Here is a 6,717-nt window from a genome sequence, read left to right as displayed (position 1 = left end):
TTAATAAAAATCAATCTCGGCAAATTCTTTTCTCGAACCATATTCCATATCTGCTCTGTTTGAACTTCAATGCTTCCGGTAGCATCTATGACAAAAACCGCGCCGTCAACGGCATCCAAGGCGCTAATTACTTCGCCTACAAAATCGGGATATCCCGGAGTATCTATAAAATTAAAATTGTATTTTCCATAAGGACAATTAAATAATTTAATTGTATGTGTAAAATTTCTCTCTTTTTCTTCCTGTGTAAAGTCGGAATTTAAATGAGCTTCTTCTTTTCTGGGAATTTCGGGAATTACATTGGCTTTGACAAGCAAATTTGCGACTAGGGAGCTTTTTCCGGTATTGCTCTGCGAAACAAAAGCAACATTTCTTATGTTTTCTACAGATACCATGTATGACCTCCTTCTAATACCTGATTTTTAGACCATAAAACCCGTTAAAGATAGCTTGCCACACTATATCCACAGCGACCGTAAATTCTCTGCAGTACTCATTACTATTTACCGTCTTTGCAGCTCCTTAAGACATAAGTATAAAAATCCGTTTTTTTATCTCTAACGGGGTGAATATAACATATTGAATGGCATAGAGTAAACCCCGCTCAAAACAGGCGCAATACATATCCAAACCTATGGCGTCTTATCTATAAACAGAGTAAAACCCCGTTAGAGATAGTCCCGACACCCGCCTCGATGAGACGAAGGCAAGGCAGGTAATATCGGGACATAACCCTCGTGAAATTGTTTTTGCAATGTTCTGGAATTTAAGAGTTTATTTAAAGATTTGTCTTTTGTTGTAGTAAAATCTCTAACGGGGTAAAATGGCAATTGATATGATAGAAAAAGAATTAGCTATCCTGGTATCGGACAAGAGATATTGCAATTACGACCCTATAGAAGAATTGAGGCAACTTGCAAAAACCGCAGGAGCAGAAACAATAGATTGCGCAAGATTTGACTTTTCCCATCCCACTGCAAATCTTTTTATAGGAAAAGGCCAAGTAGAAAAATTAAGAGAATTATGCGATGAGAAAAATGCAAACCTTATAATATTTGACCATGAGTTAAGCCCCACCCAACAAAGAAATTTAGAGGAAATTACACAGGTAAAAGTGATAGATAGAACCCAACTGATATTGGATATATTTGCCCAACGCGCCAATTCCAAGGAAGGAGAGTTGCAAGTAGAACTTGCTCAAATAAATTATTTACTTACCCGCCTTACAGGTAAGGGCAAAGAACTTTCACAATTGGGAGGAGGCATTGGAACGCGCGGCCCCGGAGAAATGAAATTGGAATATGACAAAAGGAAAATCAGAAAATACATCACTATTTTAAATAAAAGGTTGGGAAAGATTTCAATGCATCGCGAACTTAAAAGAGAAAAAAGAAAAGAAAATATGATACCTTTGATTGTTTTAGTAGGGTATACAAATTCCGGCAAGACGACTCTTACAAACACTCTCTCCTCTTCAGACTTTGCGCAAGGAGATAAGTTGTTTTTAACCCTTGATTCGATAATGAGAAAAATTGATGTGGGAAACAATCAAAAAGCAATTATTGTTGATACTGTGGGCTTCATAAAAGGGCTCCCTCATCAGTTAATAGCATCATTTAAATCAACATTGGAAGAGGTAAACTATGCGGATATTCTTGTTCATGTTATAGATTCATCAAGTATAGACATAGAAGAAAATTATAAAGTCGTAACTGATATATTGAAAGAACTTAACGCTTTAGACAAACCTACTGTTACTATTTTAAATAAAGAAGACAAGCTCACTGCGAATGATAAGAAGGAGCTTCAAAGAATTTTTCCAAAAGGAATTTTTATTTCTGCCGCTAATGGTGATAATATAGAATCGTTAAAGAATAAATTGTTTCAATTGCTTCAAGAAAAAAGAGAAATAGTTGAAATTTCAATCCCTTTCGATAAAATGAATATTCTTCCAATGATTCATGAACAGGGCAAAATCATTGCAAAAGAGTTTAAAAATAACGGGGTTAGGATTACTGCGGAAATACCGCGCACCTTAAGCTGGAAATTAGACCCTTACAAGAAAAAAAAATGAGAATACTTATAACAGGAGGCGCCGGATTTATTGGTTCCCACTTATGCAAAAAACTTGCAATAAAAAGACATAAAATTATATGCATGGACAATCTCTTAACCGGAGAAAAAGACAATATTAAGGAATTGCTACCTTTGCCGAATTTTCAATTTATAGAACATAACGTAAGCGAATACATTGAAATTAAAGGAGATTTGGATTATATCCTGCATTTTGCTTCTCCTGCTTCGCCACTTGATTATCTTAAATTCCCCATACAGACATTAAAGGTCGGATCATTAGGGACACATAATGCTTTGGGTCTGGCAAAAACAAAGAGAGCAAAGTTCCTGTTGGCTTCCACTTCTGAAGTATATGGAGACCCTGAAGTAAACCCGCAGCCGGAAGAATATTGGGGCAATGTGAACTGTATCAGTCCAAGAGGTGTTTATGACGAAGCAAAAAGATTTGGCGAAGCAATTACTATGGCTTATCATAGATATCATAACCTAGACACAAGAATAGCCAGAATTTTTAATACTTTTGGGCCGGGAATGAGATTAAACGATGGCAGAGCAGTTCCTGCTTTTATAGGTCAATCTCTGGAAGAAAAACCCCTAACTGTATTTGGAAGCGGACTTCAAACAAGGAGTTTCTGCTATGTAAGCGACCTTGTAGAAGGTATTCTAAAACTCATGGATTCCTCTATTAATGAGCCAATAAATATTGGAAACCCGCAGGAATTCAGCGTGATAGAATTTGCAAAAAAAATAATACATTTAACTAAAAGTAAAAGTGAAATAGTATTCCAATCACTCCCGGAAGACGACCCTAAAGTAAGAAGACCAGATATATCAAAGGCAAAAAGTTTACTTAATTGGCAGCCAAAAGTAGGTATTGATGAAGGGCTAAACAAGACAATCGAGTATTTTAAGGGAAAGATAACTTAAATTCCCAATATCCAATTACCAATTCCTAATGAATACCTTACAAAATTCAAATATCTAAAATGGGATATTTTGTTGGAAATTAGATATTAGTAATTAGAAATTTGACTATAAATCTCTTTCTCGTCAAGTGGCCAAGTTTACTCGGCAGTATGATGACCCCAATGAGAGCAAAGTAAACTTTGCCACTACTAAAGCTAATTTAATTTTTTAATCTTAAATCTTTAATGAGAATGTTTTAACCACAGACATTTGGCATTGGACATTTCATTGGAAATTAGATATTAGTAATTAGAAATTTGACTATAAATCTCTTCTTCGTCAAGAACTATATGTCTGATTTCCTTCTTATCCACCGAATAGACAATATTGATTTTGCCCTTTAAGTCCTGAATTGCCGAAGGATACGCAAAATCCACATCCTCCTCTTCTTCTAAAATCTTTCTTATAGGGAAACTTTTGCCATTATCTTCTGATAACGCGATGGTGAGATTGGTGCGACTCTTGGAATCATCATTAAAAACCAATATTATATTGCCCGAAGCAAGTCGTAATAAATCAAATCCTGAGCCCGGATTAAATAAATCTTTTCTTTGCTCGGGTTTACTCCAAGTCTTCCCTTTATCTTTAGAAAAAGATTGCCAGAAATAACCGCCCCTTTCAGGACGCATTAACATAAGAAGTTCCCCACCCATCACCTGAACAATAGCAGGTTGAAGATTTCCGGGACTAGACTTAATAAGAGCAGAATTATAAATTATTTTCCCATCAATGAATTCACACACATAAGAATAATAACCACTAAATTCTTTATATAACGGCAAAAGGAATCCCTTATTATCTAAAATGACGGGTTTACCTCTTCCCAAATCTCCCATTTTATAAAAAGGGAAGACTCTTTTAGGGGATGTCCACGAAAAATTAATGTCCATTACATCACCAGTCAACACATTTAACTTCGATTTCGTATAAAAAAGTCGTGCAGTACTCCACCCTGTCCCCCAAAGATAAGAATAAAAACAATAAATCTCGTTATTCAACAAGAAAATAATAGGGTTGCCATCTGCTCTATTAGGCGTGTCTATGAGTATCTGAGGTTCACTCCAATTGTTAACAATAGGCGATTTAAAACTCAAAACAATAGCAGTATCTCTGTTTTTCTCCTTACTACCGGAACTCCATGCCACAAGAAGAGTTCCGTCAGAAAGTTCCAACAGACTCACAGCATGATTAAAAATTCTATCAGCAGGCAAAGGCAGTGTTTCCCTTTCCATGCATATACCAATTTCCGACTGAAAGATTAAGAAAATAAATAAAACCACAGGAATTATTCTGTTTTTATATGTCATAATTTTCCCAAAAGAGAGATTGTTTCGCTCGCTTTGTATCGCTCGCAAATGACAGAATGAGGATTGTCATTGCGAGCCCGAATTTTATGAGGGCGTGGCAATCTCATTAATCAGAATTATATTTTTGGCAAAATGATTCTCTTTGTTCTTCAAACAAAGCAGACAAATCCACTTTAAATCCTTCAGCCATAAGCTGGGCAAAAACATTGAGAATCTGGCTTATATCAGTTGCGGTTTTGACATTTGAAGCAATCGCAATGTAATTCTCTTCACCAAGAATGCGTTTTACCAAATTTGTCAAAACATTGCCCGGTCCAATCTCTATAAATATTCTGGCGCCGTCTTTAAACATATTTTCTATTTCTTCGCTAAATCTGACAGAACTTACAAGATGATCGCTTAAAATAGAAAGTATCGATTTTTTATCATCAGGATATCGTGAAGCAGATAAATTGGAGTAAACCGGAATATTAGGTACTTGATAATCCAGAATAGATAATTTCCTAGACAACAAATCCTTTGCAGAAGCCATATAAGGCGAATGAAATGCACAACTTACATTTATTTTTTTAGACCTGATTCCCTTCTCCCTAAGTTTTACGCTTGTTAAATCAAGCAATTCGTCACTACCAGAAAGAATTGTCTGGACGGGAGAATTTAGATTAGCAATAAAAACTTTAGGTATGTCGTTTATAAGAACTTTAATATCCTCTACTCCTGCCCCAACCGCAAGCATTGTCCCTAAATCGCTTTTACTGGAATTTATTATTGCAGAGCCCCTATATTCCAATAGCTCATATAAAGTTTCTTCTTTAAAAACACCGCCTGCATAAAGAGCTACATATTCGCCCAAACTGTGTCCTGCCAATACATCCGCATTTACGCCAAACAACTTCATAATCTTTAGTAAGCCCACCTCTACAACGCCAAGTGTCGGTTGAGTGATATTAGTTTGTGTTAAAGCTTCCATTTGGAGTTTTTCTTCTTCGGGAGTAGATGCAGGCGGCGGATATATATATTCGCTTAACAATTTAGGAAGACGGTTTTTAAGAACGTCATCTGCCTTTGAAATGCTTTCTTGTACTTGCGGAAAAAGTCCTGTTAAATCTTTAAACATATTGGGCCTTTGAGACCCTTGCCCTGAGAAAAGAAAAGCAATTTTGCCTTCTTTTTCCAAAGGTTCAGAAGAGAAATAAATACCATTAGAATTCTTTTTTCCCGCTCCCGACGTAACGTCGGGACGGGCAGGAATAAACTTAGGATTTTCTTTAAGCAAATCTTTGGTAATTGTCAATTTCTTTTTCAAATCCTCCAAAGAATCAGATACAACAGCAAGCTTTATGACTTTATCGGTTTCTTGCCCTGAACCAGAACAAGTTCGGTTCAGGGTTCCTTGCGGAAAATTTTTACGATAAAGCGTGTAGGCTAACTTATGCAGAGATAAATCTTTATCCTTCTGAAGAGTATTTTCCATAGCTGAAAGCTGTTCTAAAATGCTTTTAGTGTCCTCTTCCGCCCAGAAAAACAATTGACTAGTAAGCTTTTCTGCTAAAGTATCGGGTAAATTTTTCATAATTGGGATAATTATAGCATAAGTTGAAAACGAGATTGCTTCGTCGTCCCGCTTTCAGCGGGGCTCCTCGCAATGGCAATCTCATCCAAATCGTAGTGGCTGAGTTTACTCAGCGATATTGTTATATTGGAAGCAAAGTAAACTTTGCCACTACTTTTTCTCTTTTGTCATTCCTGTCCCTCAGGTATTAGCAGGGAACAGGAATCCAACAATAAAACTTTAGCAGGAACTTATGTAAACAGTAGATACTATTTTTTAGATTCCCGCTGAAGTTTATATCATTGGATTCCCGCATTCGCGGGAATGACAAAGAAAAAGGACGGGAATGACGAATGAAAAGGGGCGAGAAGGATAAAGGGAAAAGGCGGGAATCCAATACAATCTGTCATTCCTGCATGTAGTAAGCAGGAATCCATTCTTGCGTCATAAATAGATTCGTCCCCAAGTGTTTTTATTGGGGATAAAAACCCCCGATTACTGCATTCGGGGGCAGGCTATTCGGGAATGACAGACAAAAAAAGAACCCCGCCCTAAAGAGCGAGGCATTCTGCCTGATTTTTGGTAAACTTTGCCACTACAAAAAACTTGCGAAAAAACGCGGACAAAAAAAGAATCCCGCTCCGATGTAACATCGGAGCGGGATATATTCTTCGTTGTGTTGTCTATTAGAATACAACTTTCACTGAACCTACTAACTCTTGAGCATTTTCAAGGCTGTAATCCCAAGGATCGCCGGCAACTTCAGATGCGCCTTCTTCGAAGAATTTGCCAGGGATGAACAGAGCATACATAAGT

5 protein-coding genes are annotated in these 6,717 nt (G+C 36.9%); 2 read left to right on the top strand and 3 right to left on the bottom strand.

The genetic code is table 11. From position 1 onward, the window contains the following. The coding region (locus KAS42_06410; GenBank protein ID MCK4905851.1) for a GTP-binding protein at positions 1 to 395 on the bottom strand (395 nt) is incomplete at its 3' end. A gap of 428 nt (positions 396 to 823) precedes the next feature. Here KAS42_06410 and hflX point away from each other — a divergent pair. Continuing rightward, positions 824 to 2,074: a GTPase HflX gene (gene hflX, locus KAS42_06405; GenBank protein MCK4905850.1), complete on the top strand. Its 1,251-nt coding sequence runs from the start codon at positions 824 to 826 to the stop codon at positions 2,072 to 2,074. Next, the gene (locus KAS42_06400) at positions 2,071 to 3,003 is read left to right on the top strand and encodes an SDR family oxidoreductase (protein MCK4905849.1); all 933 of its coding nucleotides are present in this window, start codon (positions 2,071 to 2,073) and stop codon (positions 3,001 to 3,003) included. Before hflX ends, KAS42_06400 begins: the two co-directional genes overlap by 4 nt. 281 nt (positions 3,004 to 3,284) lie before the next feature. Here KAS42_06400 and KAS42_06395 read toward each other — a convergent pair whose 3' ends face one another. Continuing rightward, on the bottom strand, positions 3,285 to 4,349 hold the full coding sequence (locus KAS42_06395; protein MCK4905848.1) for an exo-alpha-sialidase: 1,065 nt from the start codon (positions 4,347 to 4,349) through the stop codon (positions 3,285 to 3,287). A gap of 106 nt (positions 4,350 to 4,455) precedes the next feature. Then, positions 4,456 to 5,922: an acyltransferase domain-containing protein gene (locus tag KAS42_06390; protein MCK4905847.1), complete on the bottom strand. Its 1,467-nt coding sequence runs from the start codon at positions 5,920 to 5,922 to the stop codon at positions 4,456 to 4,458. Between the last annotated feature and the right edge of the window lie 795 nt (positions 5,923 to 6,717).

The sequence above is a fragment of the bacterium genome, from assembly GCA_023135785.1.
Lineage (GTDB): Bacteria > CAIJMQ01 > CAIJMQ01 > CAIJMQ01 > CAIJMQ01 > CAZNJA01.
The sequence above is the reverse complement of the archived record's forward strand: the minus strand, read 5'-3'. Positions and strand labels throughout refer to the sequence as shown.

Coding starts and splice junctions, on each gene's coding strand:
- KAS42_06400 (MCK4905849.1), top strand. CDS start 2,071: ATGAGAATACTTATAACAGGAGGCGCCGGATTTATTGGTTCCCACTTA.
- KAS42_06390 (MCK4905847.1), bottom strand. CDS start 5,922: ATGAAAAATTTACCCGATACTTTAGCAGAAAAGCTTACTAGTCAATTG.
- KAS42_06395 (MCK4905848.1), bottom strand. CDS start 4,349: ATGACATATAAAAACAGAATAATTCCTGTGGTTTTATTTATTTTCTTA.
- hflX (MCK4905850.1), top strand. CDS start 824: ATGGCAATTGATATGATAGAAAAAGAATTAGCTATCCTGGTATCGGAC.